General features: G+C 57.7%; 18 protein-coding genes. 9 read left to right on the top strand and 9 right to left on the bottom strand.

From position 1 onward, the window contains the following. Positions 1–104: 104 nt before the first annotated feature. Complete coding sequence (locus AC2FLX_RS13300; RefSeq protein WP_496809657.1) at positions 105–959, bottom strand: ferritin-like domain-containing protein; 855 nt, start codon at positions 957–959, stop codon at positions 105–107. Between the two features lie 21 nt (positions 960–980). Beyond that, positions 981–1,445, bottom strand: a complete 465-nt coding sequence (locus tag AC2FLX_RS13295) for a peroxiredoxin (RefSeq protein WP_480748340.1) — start codon at positions 1,443–1,445, stop codon at positions 981–983. A gap of 165 nt (positions 1,446–1,610) precedes the next feature. On the opposite strand from AC2FLX_RS13295, the gene AC2FLX_RS13290 reads away from it, so the two are divergent. The 4 genes from AC2FLX_RS13290 to AC2FLX_RS13275 all read left to right on the top strand — a co-directional run bounded on the left by AC2FLX_RS13290 (position 1,611) and on the right by AC2FLX_RS13275 (position 8,069). Further along, positions 1,611–4,910, top strand: a complete 3,300-nt coding sequence (locus AC2FLX_RS13290; RefSeq protein WP_496809656.1) for a YhdP family protein — start codon at positions 1,611–1,613, stop codon at positions 4,908–4,910. A 44-nt stretch (positions 4,911–4,954) separates the two neighbouring features. Continuing rightward, a complete protein-coding gene (queA, locus tag AC2FLX_RS13285) occupies positions 4,955–6,001 on the top strand; it encodes a tRNA preQ1(34) S-adenosylmethionine ribosyltransferase-isomerase QueA (RefSeq protein WP_496809655.1) in 1,047 nt (348 codons plus the stop codon). 108 nt (positions 6,002–6,109) lie between these two features. Continuing rightward, positions 6,110–7,381, top strand: a complete 1,272-nt coding sequence (locus AC2FLX_RS13280) for an MFS transporter (RefSeq protein WP_480748343.1) — start codon at positions 6,110–6,112, stop codon at positions 7,379–7,381. A 109-nt stretch (positions 7,382–7,490) separates the two neighbouring features. Continuing rightward, a complete protein-coding gene (locus tag AC2FLX_RS13275; protein ID WP_480748344.1) occupies positions 7,491–8,069 on the top strand; it encodes a DUF924 family protein in 579 nt (192 codons plus the stop codon). Here AC2FLX_RS13275 and AC2FLX_RS13270 read toward each other — a convergent pair. Next, entirely contained in the window at positions 8,066–8,500 is a 435-nt protein-coding gene (locus tag AC2FLX_RS13270; protein WP_496744114.1) for a hypothetical protein, read from the bottom strand. The genes AC2FLX_RS13275 and AC2FLX_RS13270 overlap by 4 nt on opposite strands. A 216-nt stretch (positions 8,501–8,716) precedes the next feature. Here AC2FLX_RS13270 and lpdA point away from each other — a divergent pair, with 216 nt between their 5' ends. From lpdA to AC2FLX_RS13255, 3 genes are all read left to right on the top strand, one after another. Further along, complete coding sequence (gene lpdA / locus AC2FLX_RS13265; RefSeq protein WP_480748346.1) at positions 8,717–10,111, top strand: dihydrolipoyl dehydrogenase; 1,395 nt, start codon at positions 8,717–8,719, stop codon at positions 10,109–10,111. A 372-nt stretch (positions 10,112–10,483) separates the two neighbouring features. Next, complete coding sequence (gene uvrA / locus AC2FLX_RS13260) at positions 10,484–13,342, top strand: excinuclease ABC subunit UvrA (protein ID WP_480748347.1); 2,859 nt, start codon at positions 10,484–10,486, stop codon at positions 13,340–13,342. 77 nt (positions 13,343–13,419) lie between these two features. After that, the gene (locus AC2FLX_RS13255; RefSeq protein WP_480748348.1) at positions 13,420–14,004 is read left to right on the top strand and encodes a VOC family protein; all 585 of its coding nucleotides are present in this window, start codon (positions 13,420–13,422) and stop codon (positions 14,002–14,004) included. A gap of 2 nt (positions 14,005–14,006) precedes the next feature. On the opposite strand, the gene AC2FLX_RS13250 is transcribed toward AC2FLX_RS13255, so the two are convergent. The 5 genes from AC2FLX_RS13250 to AC2FLX_RS13230 form a co-directional block, all read right to left on the bottom strand. Continuing rightward, complete coding sequence (locus AC2FLX_RS13250) at positions 14,007–14,435, bottom strand: hypothetical protein (protein WP_496809654.1); 429 nt, start codon at positions 14,433–14,435, stop codon at positions 14,007–14,009. 103 nt (positions 14,436–14,538) lie between these two features. Next, the gene (gene mmsB, locus AC2FLX_RS13245; RefSeq protein ID WP_496809653.1) at positions 14,539–15,411 is read right to left on the bottom strand and encodes a 3-hydroxyisobutyrate dehydrogenase; all 873 of its coding nucleotides are present in this window, start codon (positions 15,409–15,411) and stop codon (positions 14,539–14,541) included. Positions 15,412–15,414: 3 nt separating this feature from the next. Then, the gene (locus AC2FLX_RS13240; protein WP_496809652.1) at positions 15,415–16,455 is read right to left on the bottom strand and encodes an enoyl-CoA hydratase/isomerase family protein; all 1,041 of its coding nucleotides are present in this window, start codon (positions 16,453–16,455) and stop codon (positions 15,415–15,417) included. An 8-nt stretch (positions 16,456–16,463) separates the two neighbouring features. After that, positions 16,464–17,606: an acyl-CoA dehydrogenase family protein gene (locus AC2FLX_RS13235; protein ID WP_480748352.1), complete on the bottom strand. Its 1,143-nt coding sequence runs from the start codon at positions 17,604–17,606 to the stop codon at positions 16,464–16,466. Between the two features lie 122 nt (positions 17,607–17,728). Then, positions 17,729–18,844 (bottom strand): carboxylate-amine ligase, encoded by a 1,116-nt coding sequence (locus tag AC2FLX_RS13230; protein ID WP_496809651.1) that lies wholly within the window; start codon positions 18,842–18,844, stop codon positions 17,729–17,731. 171 nt (positions 18,845–19,015) lie between these two features. Between AC2FLX_RS13230 and AC2FLX_RS13225 the strand changes: the two genes are divergently transcribed. After that, a complete protein-coding gene (locus AC2FLX_RS13225; protein ID WP_480748354.1) occupies positions 19,016–19,852 on the top strand; it encodes a class I SAM-dependent methyltransferase in 837 nt (278 codons plus the stop codon). A gap of 50 nt (positions 19,853–19,902) precedes the next feature. Then, positions 19,903–20,394 carry a fasciclin domain-containing protein gene (locus tag AC2FLX_RS13220; RefSeq protein WP_480748355.1) on the top strand — a complete coding sequence of 164 codons (492 nt, stop codon included), beginning with the start codon at positions 19,903–19,905 and terminating at the stop codon, positions 20,392–20,394. 56 nt (positions 20,395–20,450) lie between these two features. Here the strand turns inward: AC2FLX_RS13220 and AC2FLX_RS13215 are convergent, their stop codons facing one another. Beyond that, positions 20,451–21,047 (bottom strand): L,D-transpeptidase, encoded by a 597-nt coding sequence (locus tag AC2FLX_RS13215; protein WP_480748356.1) that lies wholly within the window; start codon positions 21,045–21,047, stop codon positions 20,451–20,453. Between the last annotated feature and the right edge of the window lie 99 nt (positions 21,048–21,146).

Raw genomic sequence — 21,146 nt, 5'->3', positions numbered from 1 at the left:
AGGTGAGGCGATTGGGGCAAGTTTGTTAACCAGTCGGTCGAAAAACGAAGAAGAAACACGCTTGGGATGAGCGGGTTCTTGCCGATCTCGGGTGTCCGAAAGGTCTAGACGATCGTCTTTCCCGGGGGCGGCAGTTCATCTGCCAAGGGCCAGTAGAAATCGGGTGGCAGCCCCGCCTCGGCGCGTTTTTCTTCGTTGAAAGGGGGTTTTAGCGCCCCGTGGAAATAGCGCCGCACGAGCTGGTGGAACACCTCTTTGGGATCGGTGTTTTGCCGCCCGCAAAGAAAATGGAACCATTTTGACCCATAGGCCACATGGCCGACCTCTTCGGCATAGATCACTTCCAGCGCATCAATGGCTTTCTGCACCCTGGCTTTGCGGAAAATGTCAATCATTCCGGGGGTTACATCCAGACCGCGGGCTTCGAGCACCATCGGAACCACGGCCAGACGCCCCATCAGATCTTCTGCCGTGTCCTCGGCCGCGCGCCACATCCCGGCATGTGCGGGCAAAGCGCCATAGTGGCTGCCCATCGAGTCCAGACATTCGCAAACCAGCTCAAAGTGGCGTGATTCCTCGGCGGCGCATTTTACCCAGTCGTCATAAAATCCGACTGGCATCGGGATGTGCCCGAAGCGGGCAATGATATCCCAATGCAGGTCCACTGCGTTAAGCTCGATATGCGCAACGGCATGCAAAAGCGCGATCCGACCAGCCTCGGATCCGGGTCTCCGCTTGGGAACATCTCGCGGCGACAGAAGCTCCGGGCGATCAGGACGGGCCGGATGCAGCGGAGGAGACGCCGTGCCGATATCGATTGCCGGAGCGTTCCCGGCGCGAAAGGCGAACCACGCCGCAGCATGTTTCTGCGACAGGGCGGTCTTGGCGTGCCCATCCGCTGTGGTCAGAACCTGGGTTGCCATTTCAGTCAGAGTCAGGGGCACGTCTTTTTGCTCCATTCGCAATGCGCAAGGATTGGCTCAAGTCAGGTTGCGGACAGCTTGCAGCACTTCTTCGACATGGCCGGGCACCTTCACCTTTCGCCAGATTTGCGCGATTTGCCCTTGCGGATCGATCAGAAATGTCGAGCGTTCGATGCCCATGGATTTTTTACCGTACATGTTCTTTTCCACCCAGACGCCATAATCCTCGCATACGGTCGATCCTTCATCAGATAAAAGCGGGGTGGTCAGGCTGTGCTTGGCGACAAACTTGTCATGTTTGGCCACGCTATCGCGGGAAATCCCGAACACTTTTGCGCCCGCATCGGCAAACTCCTGCAAAAGCTCGGAAAATCCAATGGATTCCTTGGTGCAGCCCGGAGTATCATCACGGGGGTAGAAAAACAGAACCACGGCAGTGCCACGCAGGGCTGACAACGTGACTTCTCCGCCGCCGTCACGGGGCAGGGTGAATTCGGGAGCGGGATCGGATATTTCGGGCATGAGTATTCTCCGGCGGAAATCAGTGCATGTTGCTCAACATATTAGGCCGGGACGGGCAAGTTGAAAGACGCCGAGATACACAAAGGCGAATCCGAAAAACCGGAAGGCGGGAGTAACAAGCCCGCTCGTCACCGTTCACGCAGGCGCAAGGCCGCAGTGTGGGCAATGCGTGGAAGCTTCGTTCTGATCGTTCTGGCCGTGATCTCGGCGCTTATGGTTGTCGGACAGACAATGCACGCGCCGCAATGGCTGCGGGACCGCGTCGAGCAACGTCTGGAACAGGTCACCGGCGGTCTGCAGATCAAGTTCGGGGATGTAAGTTTCATCATTCACGAGGGCTGGCGACCGCGTCTGAGGCTGCGGGATGTGACCCTGAGCGACAGTGAGGGGCACCAAATCGCGCAACTGTCCGACATGCGTGCGAGCCTCGCGATGCGCCCGTTGTTGCGCGGGGAAATTCGCCCCAAACGCATTATGATGAGTGGAGCGAATATCGTTCTGCAACGCGAAAAGAGCGGCCAATTGTCCTTGATCGTTGGTCAAAACAGCGCCCCCGTGGAACGAGCGCCCAGTATCAGGGAGCTGATCGAAGAAGCCGACACCCTGTTTCTGTCACCGACATTGTCCGCGCTGACCTCGTTCGAATTGGACGCGATTACGCTGCACTACAGCGATCTTCGCCAGAACAGATCGTGGACAATGGACGGCGGGCGCATCCAGATCACGCGCGGCGCCGATGAAATCCGCATCGCGACCGGCTTTTCGCTTTTGGGCGGGCGTGATTATGCAAGTACCGTCGAGCTCAACTATACCAGCAAGCTGGGTTCGCCCGAGGCAAGTTTCGGTGTCAGCGTCACCGATCTGCCGGCCGAAGACATTGCGGTGCAAAGCCCGGTCCTGGCCTGGCTGCAAGTATTGCGCGCGCCGCTGTCTGGCGCGTTGCGTGGCAGCGTCGGGGCAGACGGAACATTGGACCCGGTCTTTGCGACGTTGCAGATCGCCAAGGGCGTCCTGCAGCCCAATCCCGAAGTGCGTCCCATTCCATTCGACACCGCCCGGACATATTTCTCTTATGACCCCAAACGGCAGTTTCTGGATTTCAGCGAGATTTCCATTGCCTCGCCGTGGGGGTCTGCCATGATCGACGGCCGTGCGGATCTTGAGGGTGTGGAATCCGGCCAACTGCACAGCCTTACCGCACAGTTCCGGTCGTCGGGGATCAAGGCCAACCCGGCCGGAGTATATGCCGAAGCACTGGAATTGTCAGGCGCGGCGATCGATTTTCAATTGAAACTTGCGCCTTTCGAATTGCGGATCGGGCAACTGGTTGTCGAGGACAAGGACCGCCGTTTGCAAGCCTTCGGGAACCTGAAAGGATTGCCGAATGGATGGGGCGTGGATCTGGATGCGCAACTGGATCATCTGACGCCCGCACAATTGTTGCAATACTGGCCGGAAAAAGCCGCTATCAAGCCTCGCGAATGGGTGTCGGAAAACCTGTTGGATGGGCGGTTGGAAGATCTCGATCTTGCCGTCAGGCTAAAGCCCGGATCGCCCCCGGAGCTTTATGCCGATTTCGACTACAAGGACGCCACGATCAAATTTGCCAAGACCCTTCCGCCTATCGTCGATGCCCAGGGGCAGGCCAGTTTGGTGGGGCGCAGGTTTACGGTTACCGCCCAGCGGGGGCGGGTGGTTCCGGATCAGGGCGGTGCGATCGATGCGGCAGGTACGTCCTTTATCATTCCGGACATCGGCATCAAGAAAGCTGCGCCAGGTATTGCTCGAATCCGCGCGCACGGCAGCGCCACGGCGGCGCTTTCATTGTTGGACCTTCCACCATTGGAAGTCATGACCAAAGCCGGCCTGCCTGTGGATCTGGCGCAAGGTCTGGTGGATTTTGAGGGAACGCTGGCCCTGCCTTTGCGGGACGGGGTCGAGCTGGAGGATATGGAATTTCACTATACCGGTGATCTGGGTAATGTGAGCAGCGACAAGCTTGTTCCCGGTATCAAGGTGCGCGCTGACCGTCTCGACCTTGCTGGGGATCAGACGCAAGTCTCGATCTCGGGGGAGGGGTATTTCGGGTCGGTTCCGATGCGGGGTCGCTGGACACAGCCCATTGGCGGTTCCACGCCGGAACAAAGCCAGTTGGTGGGCCAGATCGAGTTGTCGCCACGGTTGATGGCCGAGATCAAGGCGGGGCTTCCGGATGGGATGTTAACTGGCAAAGGCAACGCGGAGGTGACCGTTGACCTGGGAGGTGGTGAAGCTCCGAGACTGACAGCACAGTCTGATCTGGTCGGGGTTGGGCTTGCAATTCCGGAACTGGGCTGGCGCAAGGCTCCGAACACTTCCGGGGCGCTTTCCATGAAAGCTGTCTTGGGTGCGCGGATGAACGTGGACGAATTAACAGTCGATGCGGCGGGGTTGCAGACGACCGGAACCATATCGTTCACCAATCAGTCTCAGATGGATCGCGTGCGGCTTTCTTCCTTTGAAATAGACGACTGGTTGTCGATCCCTGTGGAGTTGGTGAGCCGAGGAAATCAGGCGCCCGACATTCGCATTCTTGGAGGTCGAATGGATATGAGAACCGCCACTTTCGGCTCTGGTGGTACTGGTGGAAGGGCCGCTGTGGGCGGTAGTGGCCCGGATCTGGAAGTACGGCTCGACAGGTTGCAGATTACCGACACGATTGCCTTGACTGGGTTTCAGGGCGGCTTCAGCACGTCTGGAGGGCTTGGCGGAACTTTCACAGCGCAAGTCAATGGCGGAACATCGGTTTCGGGGCAATTGGTGCCCCGCGCAGATCGCAGCAGTATCATTCTGCAGTCGGCGGATGCCGGCGGGGTCATGCGGTCTTCGGAAATTCTGACGCAGGCGCATGGGGGCAACTTTCGCCTTACTCTCGAACCGGTTCAGGCCTCTGGACACTATGATGCCGTACTGAGAATTACAGATACCCGGGTCAAGGACGCCCCGGCTATGGCGGCTTTGCTTAATGCAATCAGCCTGGTTGGTCTCTTGGATGAAATGACGGGGCAGGGAATATATTTCACTGGCATCGACAGTCAGATGCGGATTTCACCGTCCGAGGTCACGGTGCTGAGCGGTAGTGCGGTTGGCCCGTCCATCGGGCTTTCATTTGACGGAAAGGTGGATACAGAGCGCCGCTGGCTGGATTTGCAGGGGGCAGTGACGCCGGTTTACCTGCTGAATGCGATCGGCAGTGTTCTGACCCGCAAGGGCGAGGGTGTGTTCGCATTCAACTATACACTGAGCGGCCCGCTATCCGATCCGAAAGTGGGCGTAAATCCCTTGTCCGGACTGGCTCCTGTCTTTTTGCGAAACCTTTTGCGCACACCGCCACCAGCCTTGCCGGATGACGCGAGTGAACTGCTGACCCCCGAGAACGAGGCGGCAGAGAAGCCAACGAAACGCTTGCAAGGCAGCGATCGATGAAGTGGGTGATGGTCGAATCCTTTTGGGCAAGATAAAGCGCGCGCATGAAACTGAGCGACTTTGATTTCCACCTGCCCGAAGACCTGATCGCCACCCGCCCTGCCAGCCCGCGTTCTTCTGCGCGTTTGCTGGTGGCAGAGGCCGATCGGATCACGGATTCCACAGCCATTCATCTGCCGGACTGGTTGCGACCGGGAGACCGGTTGGTGCTGAATGACACGCGGGTTATCCCGGCTCGGCTCAGCGGGCGTCGGCACAGGCAAAGCTCGCAAGGCCCGGTTTCGGCCGCGATAGAGGCGACGTTGCTCGACCCTCAGGCCGAGGGCACATGGGCAGCGCTGATTAAGCCACTGAAGAAAGTGAAACTCGGTGAGGAGATAGTCTTTTCCGACAGGCTCAGCGCCATTCTGGAGCGAGTAGACGAGGGGCAGGCTTTTTTGCGCTTCAACCTCGCGGGAGAAAACTTTGACTGCGCGTTGGAAGAGGCGGGTGCAATGCCCTTGCCGCCCTATATCGCCGCGAAACGGCCCGCAGACGAGCAGGACAAGACGGACTACCAAACCATCTGGGCCCGGCATTCCGGAGCGGTGGCGGCCCCGACAGCCTCGCTGCATTTCGACGATGCGCTGATGCAGGCGCTAAGTGACAAGGGGATAGCGTTCACTCATGTCACTTTGCATGTGGGGGCCGGAACCTTTTTGCCGGTGAAAGTCGAGGATGTGACCACCCACAGGATGCACGCGGAATGGGGGCGGGTCAGTGCGCAGGCGGTCGACGAGATCCGGGCCACCAAGGCGGCGGGCGGTCGGGTCATTCCGGTTGGCACAACCGCGCTGCGACTCATCGAAAGTGCCGCGCGAGGCGGAGAAATCGAACCCTGGGAAGGTGAGACGGACATCTTCATCTACCCTGGATTCGAATTTCACGTCGCAGATGCCCTGATGACCAATTTTCACCTGCCCAAATCGACTTTGCTGATGTTGGTTTCAGCCCTGATGGGGCGTGATCGAATGCAGCGTGTTTACGCCCACGCAATCGAAACGAAATACCGGTTCTTTTCCTACGGGGATGCGTCGCTTTTGTTCCCCTGAATGGCGTGTTCCAAAGCGCAATTTCGGCAAATGTTGTCGAAAAGCGCCTACAAATGATATCTGCGTGGACACTAACGCGAAACGCGGCAGAAATAGACAGAGGCTCCGATGATTCAGGTACTTTCCAGCGCGTGGGCGCTTTTGCTGGGCATGGGCCTTTTGATGGTTGGCAATGGTCTGCAAGGTACATTGCTGGGCGTTCGGGGCGAGATCGAGGGGTTTACGACCCTTGAGATGTCCTTTGTCATGTCCGCCTATTTCCTGGGCTTTCTTGGTGGGTCGCGGCTCGCGCCCGAGATGATCCGTCGGGTTGGCCATGTACGTGTGTTTGCGGCGCTGGCCTCGTTCATTTCTGCCGTGATGATCATGTATCCCATGCTGGCCAACACGGTCGCATGGTCGCTTGGTCGCGTGATCATCGGGTTTTGCTTTTCCGGGGTCTATGTCACCGCTGAAAGCTGGCTGAACAACGCGGCAAGTAATGAAAACCGTGGGCAGGCACTGTCGCTGTACATGATCGTACAGATGGCCGGGATCATTACCGCCCAGGGCCTGCTTTTGCTTGGCGATCCTGCGGGGTATGAGACCTTTGTCATCGCGTCGATCCTGGTGTCGATTTCGTTCGGTCCGATTCTTCTGTCGATCTCGCCGACACCTGCGTTCGACACCACAAAACCGATGACGCTGAAACAGTTGATGAACATCTCGCCGCTGGGATGTGTAGGGATGTTCCTGTTAGGCGGTGTCTTTTCCGCTCAGTTCGGCATGTCTGCGGTTTATGGCGCGCGGGCAGGCTTGAGCCTTGTGGAAATCTCGACCTTTGTTGCGGCTTTCTATGTAGGAGCAGTGGTATTGCAGTATCCGCTGGGGTGGTTCTCGGATCGCATGGATCGGCGCGTTCTGATCATGCTGGCCGCCGCCGTTGGCGGTGGAACCGCACTAATTGCGATGATTTTCGGCAACAGTTTCCATGTTCTTCTTACTGCGGCATTCGTGATCGGGGGCATGACCAACCCGCTGTATTCCCTGCTCATCGCTTATACGAACGACTATCTTGAGCACGAAGACATGGCCGCCGCCTCGGGTGGGTTGGTCTTTATCAACGGTCTCGGCGCAATTGCCGGCCCAGTGATCGTTGGGTGGATGATGGGGGACAGTGTTTTTGGTCCGTCCGGTTTTTTTCTGTTTTTCTCGGGACTTCTGTTCGTGATGACACTTTACGCTCTTTACCGGATGACGCAGCGTGCCTCGACCCCGATAGACGAGACAAGCGCGATGACCACGCTCTATCCGACAGCATCGCCCGTCGTGCTGGAGGTTGCACAAGAGGTTGCGATCGAAGCCGGGCAGGAAGAGCGCGACGCACAGGATGTAGCTTAGTGGTTGGAAATGTGTCGCGAATGTTGCAATATTTTATTGTAACAAGTTGGTAAAAGTCATTTTAATACAAGTAGTGCCCCTGGGGGGGAACATTAGTGGAGCAAGGGCAATGGTAAGTCCTGAAGAAGTATTGAGTTTTTGGTTAGATGAAGTTGGGCCCGAAGGGTGGTACAAGCAGGATGAAGCGCTGGACGCGCTTGTTCGCGACAAGTTTCTCGAAAGCTGGAATGGTGCATGTCAGGGCAAGTTTGCGCTGTGGCTGACCTATCCAAGCGGGACGTTGGCATACATCATCCTGATGGATCAATTTCCGAGGAACATGTTCCGGGGCGAGGGGCGCGCGTTCGCATCAGACCGCGCGGCTCTGTCCGCCGCGAAATGCGCGATCGACAGGGGCTGGGATCTGAGGATCGATGAGCCGGCACGGCAGTTTTTCTATATGCCGTTGATGCATTCGGAAAACCTGTGCGATCAGGAACGCTGCGTTCGTCTGCTGCATCAGCGTATGCCGCAATCAGGTGCCGGCAATCTGTTGCACGCACAAGCGCATCGCGAGATCATCCGCAAGTTCGGGCGTTTTCCGTATCGCAACGAAGCTCTCCATCGCGAGATGACACCGCAGGAAGCTGATTATGTCAGCAGTGGTGGATACGGTCAGACCGTGCGGGAACTGCAAGCCGCGATCTAAGACGCTGGGGTGCAACTTCTGATGTCGTTTATGCTGTTGGCTATGGCCGCAGCGGACGCGTCGATGGCGTGATCGATCAGTTTCTCTGGGGCATCCGCCAGATCCGCCAATTGAGACTGAGTTTTTTCAAGCCTCTGCTCAATCGCATTTGTTCGGGCCAGCACTCCCAGAATTCTCTGGGCCACGGCTGGCGAAATCTCCCCGTTATTCTCACCAAGCTCCTTCAGATCATTTCTAAGTCCCTTCAGCTCGCCCGTGATGTCTTGTGTCTGCGTGCGCAGCGGCTGTAGCAGCTCGAGCCTTTGGGCGAAATCTTCCTTGAAACCGTCGAGGGTCGACAGCAGTTTCCATCCCAGAAACAGGCACAACGCCAAAAGGATCAATGTCGCGTTGAGCATCGCGAGAAGCAAGTCTTTGAGTGTCCTGGCCATATCTGATCCCTCTGAACCCGGATGTGAAATTGTGCTATGCCAATCAGTACGCCTTCTTTTCTAGCCAAACGGTGTGGTCGCGTATAGGCTGGAAACCGCTTGTCACATACTGTTTGACCTCGCGTCGCATTTGTCGCGGGGAAGTGTTGTTGATGTGCTTGGAAAATTAGTTTAATGGTAAACTAGTTTTGAAACGACCGGCGCCGAGAGGGAAACATGGCTGCACAATCCTTTGATCTGATCGTAATCGGCGCAGGCCCCGGCGGCTATGTCGCCGCCATTCGTGGAGCGCAGCTGGGCCTGAAAACCGCTGTTGTCGAACGTGAACATTTGGGCGGCATCTGTTTGAATTGGGGGTGCATTCCGACCAAAGCTCTGTTGCGCTCTTCGGAAGTGTTCCACTTGATGGAGCGGGCCAAGGATTTCGGGTTGAAGGCTGAAAATATCGGTTACGATCTGGATGCGGTGGTCAAACGTTCGCGCGGGGTGGCGGCGCAGTTGTCGGGTGGTATCGGCCACCTGTTGAGAAAAAACAAAGTCACCGTTGTAATGGGGGAGGCGACGATCCCCGCCAAGGGCAAGGTCAGCGTCAAGACCGACAAGGGCACCGAGGAACTGACCGCAAATAACATCATCCTTGCTACCGGTGCACGCGCCCGGGAATTGCCGGGACTGGAGGCAGATGGCGATCTGGTCTGGACCTACAAGCACGCGCTGCAGCCACCGCGCATGCCCAAGAAGCTTCTGGTCATCGGTTCGGGCGCGATCGGCATCGAATTCGCGAGCTTTTACAATACTCTGGGCGCAGATACGACCGTGGTCGAAGTTCTGGATCGTGTCTTGCCTGTCGAAGATGCCGAAATCAGCGCTTTTGCCAAGAAAGCCTTTACCAAACAGGGCATGACCATCATGGAAAAGGCGATGGTCAAGCAACTTGATCGCGGCAAGGGAAAGGTCACCGCCCATATCGAGGTCAAGGGCAAGATCGAAAAGCACGAGTTCGACACGGTGATTTCCGCCGTGGGTATTGTTGGCAACGTGGAAAGCCTCGGGCTCGAAGCCCTGGGGGTCAAGATCGATCGCACCCATGTGGTGACGGATGAATTCTGCCGTACCGGGGTCGAGGGGCTTTATGCCATCGGCGATATTGCGGGTGCGCCGTGGTTGGCGCACAAGGCAAGCCACGAGGGTGTCATGGTGGCGGACCTGATCGCGGGCAAGCACGCGCACCCGGTCAAACCTGAAAGCATTGCAGGCTGCACCTATTGCCACCCGCAGGTGGCATCAGTGGGGTATTCCGAAGCCAAGGCCAAGGAACTGGGGTATGAAGTCAAGGTGGGCCGTTTTCCCTTCATTGGTAACGGCAAGGCGATTGCGCTGGGAGAACCCGAAGGGCTGGTCAAAACCGTGTTCGACGCCAAGACCGGCGAATTGCTGGGTGCACACATGATCGGTGCCGAGGTCACTGAAATGATACAAGGTTATGTGGTGGGCCGCCAATTGGAGACCACGGAAGAAGATTTGATGAACACCGTCTTCCCGCATCCCACGCTCAGCGAAATGATGCATGAAAGCGTGCTGGACGCTTACGGGCGGGTGATCCACATGTGATCCCGAAAAACAATTGGATTCTCAAAAGGTCGCGCCTCTGGCGCGGCTTTTTTTGTTGGGCTTTCTGGCGAAAGCCAGTGCCTCCGGCGGGGATATTTGAGGCCAGATGAACACGGGATCCGCGCCCCGAACCGGTCGGGGCGCTTCACCTGGCGCGGTCATCGGCGTCCCCGCCTGCACCGCGGGGTCACTCTGCCGAAAACGGGTTAAGGATCCGTTACTTCATCTGGCCTCAAATATCCCGGGGTCTGGGGCAGAGCCCCAGTTGGTCTATCCATGGTACTGTATGAATGTTCTTTGTATGTTCTTATTTTTTGGTTGGAGACTCAGGCTGTCTCAACTATCTATTAGGAATTGTTGCCGAGGTAGGTCATGGCGGAACTGAAGAATATCGAAGTGCGTGGCGCGCGTGAGCACAATCTCAAGGGAATCGACGTGGATATTCCGCGCGACCAGTTGGTAGTGATCACTGGGCTGTCGGGTTCGGGCAAGTCCTCGCTGGCCTTCGATACAATTTATGCCGAAGGGCAGCGGCGCTATGTCGAAAGCCTGTCGGCCTACGCGCGCCAGTTCCTCGATATGATGGAAAAGCCGGATGTGGATCACATCAGCGGCCTGTCCCCCGCGATTTCGATCGAACAGAAGACGACCTCGAAAAACCCGCGCTCGACCGTTGGCACGGTAACCGAGATCTACGATTATCTACGTCTGCTGTTTGCCCGCGCAGGCACTCCCTTCAGCCCGGCCACCGGCCTGCCCATTGAGGCGCAGCAGGTGCAGGACATGGTTGATCGGATTATGGCGATGGAGGAGGGCACGCGCGGCTATTTGCTTGCGCCGATCGTGCGCGACCGGAAGGGCGAGTACAAAAAGGAGTTTCTGGAGCTGCGCAAGCAGGGTTTCCAGCGGGTCAAGGTCGATGGTCAGTTCTATGAGTTGGACGAGCCTCCGGTGCTGGACAAGAAATTCCGCCACGATATCGATGTGGTGGTGGATCGTCTGGTGGTCCGTGAAGGGATGGAGACTCGTCTGGCCGACAGCCTGCGAACCGCGCTTGATCTGGCCGATGGCATCGCCATTCTGGAGACCGCACCGCGCGACGGTGATCCGGAGCGGATCACGTTTTCCGAGAATTTTGCCTGCCCTGTCAGTGGTTTCACCATCCCTGAGATCGAACCGCGCCTGTTTTCATTCAACGCGCCATTCGGGGCTTGCCCGGATTGCGACGGTCTGGGGGTCGAGCTGTTTTTTGACGAACGCCTCGTGGTGCCCGACCAGACGCTCAAGGTCTACGACGGGGCGCTGGCGCCTTGGCGAAAGGGCAAGTCGCCTTATTTCCTGCAGACAATCGAGGCCATTGCGCGCCACTACGAGTTTGACAAGAACACCCCTTGGAAGGATCTGCCCGAGAAGGTGCAGCAAGTGTTCCTGTATGGCTCTGGCGACGAAGAAATTCCCTTCCGCTACGACGAGGGTGGGCGGGTTTATCAAGTCACCCGCACCTTTGAGGGCGTAATCCCGAATATGGAGCGCCGCTATCGCGAGACGGATTCGAATTGGATTCGCGAGGAATTTGAGCGCTATCAAAACAACCGACCCTGCGGAACATGTCGTGGCCATCGCCTGCGCGAAGAAGCGCTGGCGGTGAAAATCGCGGGCCAGCATGTGGGTAACGTGGTGCAGATGTCGATCCGCGAAGCTTTGGCCTGGATCGAGGACGCGCCGAACCATCTGAGCATGCAGAAGAACGAAATCGCGCGCGCCATTCTCAAGGAAATCCGCGAACGATTGGGGTTCCTGAACAATGTGGGATTGGAATATCTTACGTTGTCGCGTTCAAGTGGGACCTTGTCGGGCGGCGAGAGCCAGCGCATCCGTCTGGCCAGCCAGATCGGTTCGGGTCTGACCGGGGTGCTTTATGTGCTGGATGAACCGTCGATTGGTCTGCACCAGCGCGACAACGACCGGCTTCTGGGCACGCTCAAGAACCTGCGCGATCAGGGCAATACGGTGATTGTGGTCGAACATGACGAAGAAGCGATCCGCGAGGCGGACTACGTTTTCGACATCGGCCCAGGCGCTGGGGTGCATGGCGGGCAAGTGGTCAGCCATGGAACGCCCGAACACATCGCGGCGGACGCTGCTTCGATCACCGGCCAATACCTGTCCGGCATGCGCGAGATCGCGATTCCGGCGGATCGTCGCGTCGGCAACGGCAAGAAGGTCACTGTGGTAAAGGCCACCGGAAATAACCTCAAGGAGGTGACCGCCGTTTTCCCACTCGGCAAATTCGTCTGTGTGACCGGCGTTTCGGGTGGGGGCAAGTCAACGTTGACCATTGAAACGCTGTTCAAGACCGCCTCGATGAGGTTGAATGGCGCGCGGCAAACCCCAGCGCCATGCGAAACGATCAAGGGGCTTGAGTTTCTGGATAAAGTCATCGACATCGACCAGCGCCCCATCGGGCGCACACCGCGGTCGAACCCGGCGACATACACGGGGGCGTTCACCCCGATCCGCGATTGGTTTGCCGGTCTGCCCGAGGCCAAGGCGCGCGGCTACAAGCCCGGTCGGTTCAGCTTTAACGTCAAGGGCGGGCGGTGCGAGGCCTGTCAGGGTGACGGTGTCATCAAGATCGAAATGCACTTTCTGCCCGATGTCTATGTCACCTGCGAAACCTGCAAGGGCGCACGCTACAACCGCGAAACGCTTGAAATCAAGTTCAAGGGCAAATCCATCGCAGATGTGCTGGACATGACGGTCGAGGATGCGCAGGAGTTTTTCAAGGCGGTGCCGTCGATCCGCGAAAAGATGGATGCTTTGGCGCGGGTGGGGCTGGGCTATATCAAGGTCGGTCAGCAGGCCACAACGCTTTCCGGCGGTGAGGCGCAACGGGTGAAGCTGTCAAAGGAACTCAGCAAGCGTTCGACAGGTCGCACTCTTTATATTCTGGATGAACCCACCACAGGTCTGCATTTTGAAGACGTGCGCAAGCTGTTGGAAGTTTTGCATGAATTGGTCGAACAGGGCAATACTGTCGTGGTGATCGAGCACAATCTGGACGTGGTGAAAACCGCCGACCACATCATCGATATCGGCCCCGAAGGCGGTGACGGCGGTGGACGGATCGTTGCCGAAGGCACCCCAGAGGACGTGGCCGAATGCGAACGCAGCCATACCGGGCGGTATCTGAAGCCGATGTTGAATCCCGAACGGGTTGCGGCCGAGTAGGGCATCGACCAAATCATTTCCGGGCTGCAACGCGTGCCAGACTGTGGCACCCTCTTTGTAACAAGGGAGGAGAGAAGATGCGCAAGTTGCAGACCCAAGGGGTGCATCACATCACGTTAACCGGAGCGGACCGGCAAACCAGCCTTGATTTTTGGGAGGGCGTGCTGGGCATGCCCTTTGTGTTCGACCAGCCCAACCTTGATAATCCGGACGAAGGTCATCTGTATTTCGACCCCGGTGACGGGCGGCTGATCACGGTATTCACCAATGAAAATCGACAAGGCAGTCGCGAACGTACACCGACCGATCCGGGCTGCGTGCACCATCTGGCCTTCAATGTGTCTCAAGCGACGTTCTGGCAGGCCGTCGAGCGGCTTGAGGAACGGGGGATCGGCCATTCCGGCCCCAAGGATCGGGGGTTCATGGATTCGATCTATTTCAAGGACCCGCTGGGATTGCTGATCGAACTGGCAAGCTATCGGTTCGATCCGCCGACAGGCTGTACTCACGCAGATGTTCTGATCCGGGCACACCGGTTGCGGGTCGAAAGAGGCGACTACAACATCGACCGCATCCATTTGGCGGATGCAATCGGAGATTTGGTGCAAAGCAGGCAAGACAGCCTGTCACAGGACCGCTCGCCAAAGAACCCGTATCGCTGAAGTCAGTTCAGGATATCGGCAACCGCGCCGATCAGGTTCAACACCTTATGGGTATCACGGTCGACGCTGTAGACGTAGTCGCCAGCGCGGACATAATAACCATCGCGCCTCAGACCATAGCGATAGGGATCGTCGATCCGGATGTAGTCGCGATAGATGTAGTCCCCGGTGTAGTAGCGATTCTTGACCTGACCGGGCGGAACACAAGGCACCGCCTTTTTGGCAAGGCCAGGTGGGCAATGACCGCCAGAACCGTAGTACCGGCGATCATCGCGGCCATAGTCTGGCGATACGCGCTCAATCTTCACACGGTTGTTGTTGTTGTTGTTGTTTCCCTTGCCTTTTCCTTTGCCGTTCCCATTGCCAGCCATAGCAACTGCCGGGCTAAGGGCCAGCGCAAGAATCGCGGCGGTAAAGGCTAGCATTTTCATCGATCATGCTCCTATGCGGTAACGCTGAGGCTGTTGAACTAGCGTTACCTCATCAGATGGGGAATTGCGCCCGCTTTTCAAACCACTGGGCGAAAACCTGCCGTCAGTCACGACTCCGCTTTTCGAACCGGGGTAGCATGGCGCTGAAATCCATGCCCTTGCCATCTTCGTTTTCGACAAAAGCTTCATAAAGCGCGGTGGCGGCCTTGCCCATTGGAGTATCCGCATCGGCGCTTTCGGCGGCTTGCTGGCTGAGACGCAGGTCTTTGAGCATCAGTTCAGCTGCAAAACCCGGCTTGTAGTCATTGTCCGCAGGGCTTTGCGGACCGACGCCCGGAGCGGGACAATAGGCGTTCATGGTCCAGCTGTAGCCGGAAGAAGTTGAAACCACGTCGAACATCTTTTGCCGGTCCAGGCCCAGCTTGTCGGCCAGCGCAAAGGCTTCGCATGTGGCGATCATGGTGACGCCGAGGATCATGTTGTTACAGATCTTGGCCGCCTGTCCGACTCCGGCTTCGCCACAATGTACGGCTTTTTGCCCCATGATCTCAAACAGCGGTGCGGCTTTGGCAAACGCTTCGGCCGAGCCTCCAGCCATGAATGTGAGCGTCCCGGCTGCCGCGCCGCCGATGCCGCCCGAAACAGGGGCGTCGACCGACAGCAACCCTGCCGCGTTTGCCTGTTCGGCCACCGCGCGGGCACTGTCCACGTCCACGGTGGAACAGTCGACCAGCGCCGCGCCCCTGGACATGGCGGGGATCACCTCACCAGCCACCGATCGCAGGATCTGACCGTTGGGGAGCATCGTGATGACCACTTCGGCATCCGTTGCAGCCATTGCCGCACTGTCGGTCATCCGGACACCGTCGATCGACACGTCGGCCATATCAAAGCCAACAACCTCGTGCCCGGCCTTGGCCAGATTGGCGGCCATCGGCGCGCCCATGTTGCCCAGACCAATGAACCCGATTTTCATCTTTCATTCCTCCTTGAATGTCAGTGCGTCTGCGCCAAGTGGTTGCAGCATTTTGGAAACGGCCACGGCGGGAACGTTCATGTCGGCATATTGCCACTTGGGATTGCGATCCTTGTCGATGATCTGTGCACGGATACCTTCAAGGAAATCGCCGTGTTCCGCCGACCGATAGGTGAACCGGTATTCCATCTCCAACGCTTTGCGGATCGTCAGGGACGGGCCGCGAAGCCGATGGAGCATTTCAACCGTGCATGCCATGGAAATCGGACAGTTGCGTCCAAGCGCCTTGAGCGTGCCTTTGGCAAAATCGGTATCTTCGGTCCGCAGGGATGTCAGGATATCGCCCAATGACTCGCCGCCAAAGTGGCGGTCGATGTCCGTCTGAGCTGGGCGCAGGGTACCTTCGGGCGCGGGTTCTGAATGGGTTGCGACGTGTTCGGCATCGCCCGAGGCTTCGAGCATTTCGATCAGGCCGCCCCACTTTTCCTGCGGGATATAGTGGTCTGCGAAGCCCGCAAAAATGGCGTCGTCCGGCCCCATGCGCCCGGCGGTCAACCCCAGATATTCACCCACCCGGCCCGGCGCCAGTGAAAGCATCAGCGTCCCACCCACATCGGGGATCAGGCCAATGCCGCATTCCGGCATGGCGATTTTGGAGCTTTCGCCAACAACCCGGTGGGTGCCATGACACCCGATGCCGACACCGCCGCCCATGGTAAAGCCCTGCATGAAGCTCACGACCGGCTTGGGGTACTCGAAAATCATCGCGTTCATGCGGTATTCGTCACGCCAGAACGTGCGGCCATAGCCGAAATCGCCCTTGATCCCGGTTTCATAAAGCTCGGCAATATCACCACCGGCGCAAAAAGCCTTTTGGCCTTCGGCATCCAGGATCACCAGATCGACATCATCATCCTCGCGCCAATTGCGCAGGGCGGTATCGATTGCCATGCACATCTCATAACTCATCGCATTCAACGCATGCGGACGGGTCAGGGTGATCCGGCCGGCTCGTCCGGTCACTCGGATGTCGATGTCAGCCATGGAATCCCTCAGCGGTTGGCAAGCATGTGTCGGGCCACAATGACGCGCATGATCTCGTTCGTTCCCTCGAGGATCTGATGCACGCGCAGGTCACGGACAAGTTTTTCAATCCCGTAATCAGCAAGATAACCGTATCCGCCGTGCAACTGCAGGCATTGATCCACGACTTTCGATCCGGTCTCGGTTACAAACTTCTTGGCCATCGCACAGAATTTCGTGGCATCCGGCGTGCCCTGATCCAGTTTCCATGCGGCCTGGCGCAGAAAGGTGCGTGCCGCCTGCAGCTCGATCTCCATATCCGCCAGCCGGAATTGCAGCGCCTGGAACTGATCGATGGATTTGCCGAAAGCCTTGCGCTCGGACATGTACTGAAGGGTCATGTTGATCGCAGTCTGCGCGGCCCCAAGTGAGCAGGACGAGATGTTCAGGCGCCCGCCATCCAGGCCCATCATCGCGTATTTGAAACCATCGCCTTCGGTTCCCACCAGATTACCGGAGGGAATCTTGCAATCGTCAAACTGGACCTGCGCTGTCGGCTGGCTTTTCCAGCCCATCTTTTGTTCCAGCGCGCCAAAGCTGAGGCCGGGGGTGCCATCCTCGACATAAACGGTTGAAATCCCCCTGGGACCGTCTTCACCGGTGCGCACCATGCAGACATAGGCGTCGGAGTATCCGCCACCCGAGATGAACGCCTTGGTGCCGTTGAGCGTGTAACCTTCGTTGGTGCGTTCGGCACGGGTCTTCAGGGCTGCCGCATCCGACCCCGAGCCGGGTTCGGTCAGGCAATAGCTGAGCACGGTGTTGAGGCTCAACACATCCGGCATGATGCGCGCCTTCAGCTCGTCGCTGGCGAAGCTGTCAAGCATCTTGGCGCACATATTGTGGATCGATAGAAAGGCCGCGACCGAGGGGCAGGCCATCGACAGGGCTTCGAAGACTAGCGTCGCGTCGAGCCGGGTCAGACCCGAGCCGCCACTTTCTTCCGAGACATAAAGGCCGCCAAACCCAAGTTCGCCAACCTGTGGCCACAGCTCTTTTGGGATCGTGCCCTCGGCCTCCCATTGACGGGCAAAGGGGGCGATGTTTTCCTGCCCAAAGGCGTGGGCCATGTCAAAAATGGCTGTCTGTTCCTCGGTCAGTGCGAAATCCATGGCCTGTCTCCCTTGCGCGCGATGAATTGAACGACTGTTTATTTCTGAATTCTTACAGAAGTTTTTCAACGACAGAAAGAGCCATTGCTGTTTGATGCGGCCTGACTTGGCTTGTCGACAGACTAGAGGTCTGCGTGGAATTCTTCGATCAGGTGTCTAACGACTGCCTGACCGCCATCTTCGTCTCTGGAAATGGCTTCAGCATGGACCCGGCGCTGGCGGGTCGCGGAGGTGCCGGTATTGGCAATCTGGCGCAGACGAGCAATCTCAGGCAGCGTTCCAAGAGCTTCGGCATCCTCGGCCAACATGCCTATCAATTCGTCCATCAACTCGATCATCGGCTTGATCGACCGGTCACCGAAGTCGATCAGGCCTTCGCCTACACCATAGCGTTGCGCGCGCCAGCGGTTCTCTCCGATCAGGAAACGGTCATAGTGGCGCCAGCGCAGGTTGCGGTCCTTGAGGCGGCACAGCATGCGCGCAAGCGCCTGGTTCATTGCGGCCAGCGACAGCGTATGTTCCAGTCTCGGCTGAACATCCATGATCCGGGTCTCAAGGGTCGGAAACCGATGCGATGGCCGCAAATCCCACCAGATTTTTGTCGTGTCCTCGATCACGCCGAGTTCAACCAGAATACCGGTGGTACGCTGGTATTCCGCCCAACTGCCAAAACTCGGCGGCAATCCGGTTCGCGGCAGGTTGTCAAAGACTGTCAGGCGATATGAGGACAGGCCTGTGTCCTCGCCATTCCAGAAGGGTGACGAGGTCGACAAGGCAAGAAGATGAGGCAGGAAATAGCACAACTGGGGCATCAGATCGGCGCGCAGGGATGCGTCTTCGATGCCGACATGAACGTGCATTCCGCAAATCAGCATGCGTCGGGCAACGCCGCCCAGGGCATGCTGCAATGCGTCATAGCGTTCCTTGCGGGTGTGATGCTGATCTTTCCAGTTGGCGAAGGGATGGCATGACACGGCGATCGGCGCCAGATTGTGCTCTGCGGCGCGTTGGGACACGCAGGACCGCAGACGCTTGAGGTCGTCGCGTGCGCCGGCAATCGTGGCGTGGGGGCGGGTGCCGACCTCGATCTGGCATTGCAGGAACTCCGGACTGACCTGACCTTCGAAATCACTCTGGCACGCTTCCATCAATGCCGCAGGTGCTTCGGAAAGTTGCAGGGAATCCTTGTCGACCAGCAGGTATTCTTCCTCGATACCCAGCGTAAACTCCTGCTGCATGTCGTGCCTCCCGTTCGAAATTTCGTCTAGTGAATACGGAAATGCCCTTTTTGCCAAGGGTTTGGGCGCAGGTTCTTGCGAAAGGCGCTGTGGGCCGGGTATTGAGGCGCGAAGCCGCAATGAAAAAGGACCGCTCAGGTGAAGCCCAGAAAGTTCCCCCGGATAAACGCGATGCTGGATTCATTCGGGGTAAAACTGATCGACAAGACCAGAGAATTGGACGAGCGCGCGAGGCTTGAAGCCTTTGAACGGGCAGGAGGCCTGGATCGCCCCGCATATACATTGTCGCCGGGGATGCAGGATTTCGATATCACCAGCCTGGTCGAAGACTATGAGGCCCACGGCAATGCACTTGCAGCGTTGAAGGACCCATCCAAAAACCAGACAGGATACCGCACTGAAAACGGCTATTTCGACAGTCCAGATGCGGACGCGCTTTACCTAATGGTCCGACGGTATCAGCCAAAGCGCGTGATCGAGGTTGGATGCGGCAATTCTACCAGGGTAACACGTCAGGCCAGCATCGACGGCGGGCTGGATACCCGGATTACCGCGATCGACCCGTATCCAAGGGCCGACATCGCGCATGTGGTGGATCGGTTTGAACAGAAGCGCCTTGAAGACGTGGAGCCGGAGCTGTTTGCCGAGCTCGAAGCGGATGACATCCTGTTCATCGACTCCAGCCATGTCGTAAGGATGAGCAACGACGTGGCGCATCTGTTCTGCCGCATCATCCCGCAATTGAAGCCTGGTGTGGTCATCCACGTGCATGACGTGTTCCTACCCTATGAATACCCGAAACGGTTTTTTTATGATTGCCCGGGATGGGCCGAACAGTACGTGTTGCACGCCCTGCTTCAGTCCGGTGGATTCGAGATGCTTTGGCCCGGTTATTACTTGCAGCAAGCCCGCCCGGATGCAGTAGAGGAATTGCCATTTCTCAAGGCTGGCAGGGCCCAAAGCCTCTGGGTTCAGAAAATTACTCAAATTAATTTTGATCCGATCTGAAAAAGGCTGCGTATCTCCTTTCATCACAAGCGGGAGAGGAGATTTCCGATATGTTTCGAAGAGGGTTTTTGGGAGCCGTAGCTGCGGCAAGCGTTGCATTCGCGGGCGCGGTGCCGTTGCAGGCCAAAGCAGAAATGGACATTGTCGACACAGCGGTCGCAGCAGGTTCTTTCAACACTCTGGTTGCGGCGGTTCAGGCTGCGGACCTTGTGGGAACGCTGAAAAGCAAAGGGCCATTCACGGTATTCGCCCCAACGGATGAAGCCTTCGCGGCACTTCCCGAGGGAACGGTGGAAAATCTGTTGAAGCCGGAAAACAAGGATCAACTGGTCGCCATCCTGACCTATCACGTCGTGCCGGCCGAGATCATGTCGGGTGATATTGCCGGTAAACGCGCGCAAGTTCTGACCGTGCAGGGCGACCGGCTGAGCGTAAACGCTCGCAATGGCGTAAAGGTAGACAAAGCCAAGGTAGTTCAGGCCGATATCGAAGCGTCGAACGGAGTGATTCACGTCATAGATACGGTCCTGCTGCCTGAGTGAGCACCCCTGTGTTCAGGCAGACTGCCCCGGCCCTTGGTGGCCGGGGCTTTTTGTTATTAAACCAGCCGGACCTGGGTGCCGACCTGCACCAGTTGATACAGTTCCTCGACGTGGCGGTTGTAAAGGCCAATGCAACCGGATGAGCTTTGACGCCCGATCTTTCGGGTGTCGTGCGTGCCATGAACCAGATATGCGGGCCAGGTCAGATACATGGCGCGGGAGCCAAGCGGATTTCCTGGGTCGCCGCCATCGATACGAACAGGCAGGGTCGGGTCCCGCTCGCGCATCGACGCCGTCGGGGTCCAGCTTGGGTTCTCGGTTTTGCGCACAACTTCAGTATAGCCGCGCTTTGTCAGTTCTTCGCTCATCGGTACCGAGGACGGGTACAGGCGATACGTCTGCCCATCGCCACCCCAATAGTGCACCGCGCGGCTGGTGATGTCCGCCAGCAGGCAACCGACACCCAGTTGGTCAAAATGGTCCTGCCAGCTTTGTTGCGAGAAAGACGAGATATTGCGACGTACGGGCACCTGCGTCTCGATCGGAGGTTCCTCTGCCGGAAAAGCGCTCTGCGCGCGAACGAGGGCAGGGGTGGCCAAAGTAGTGGCGGCACCCAATAGAATGCTGCGGCGTGATATTTTGGGCTGGGACAAGATTGCCTCCGGAATGTCGCTGCTCGATATGTATTTGCGCGGGAAATTATGCGCTGCGCGTTCACTTTTAAAGATGGAATTTTCGAAATTTGCGTGAGC

It is taken from the genome of Ruegeria sp. YKSF57 (assembly GCF_059612585.1).
Note: the sequence above shows the minus strand (reverse complement) of the source record. Positions and strands in the feature narration are given on the sequence as shown.